General features: G+C 68.3%; 1 pseudogene. It reads right to left on the reverse strand.

The window, feature by feature from the left end:
• Positions 1-458 (reverse strand): annotated as a pseudogene (locus tag ACYPXD_RS32260) (hypothetical protein); the annotation flags it as partial.

The raw sequence follows: 458 nt of genomic DNA on the forward strand, positions 1-458 counted from the left end.
TCTGCATCATGTAGTTCGCTGCCTGCGACACCGCCGGCGGCGTATTGCCATCGGTGTTCTGCGACAGCTTGTACAGGTCGTCCATCGTCAGCGAACCCTTGCCGTTCGCGTCCATATACGCGCCCAGCGTGCCCGATGCGCTTTGCGCGGTCATCTGTCCCGTCGACGGCGACGTGGACGACGCGGGCGCGCTGCCCGTAGCCGGTGCACTGCCCGTGGACGGCGTACTGCTGTACGACGGCGTCGCGCTGCCCGTGGACGGCGTGCTGCTGTACGGCGGCGTCGCGCTGCCCGTGGACGGTGTGCCGGGCGTATTGCCCGCTGCGCCGAGCCCACCTTGCGCGGCCCACTGGAAGTTGCCGGCGCCCGACTTGCCGTCCGCGCCGCCCACATCGTGCGTCTCGATCTGGTTGAACACGCCCGGGTTCTGCATCATGTAGTTCGCTGCCTGCGACACC

Source organism: Paraburkholderia sp. 2C (genome assembly GCF_054589215.1).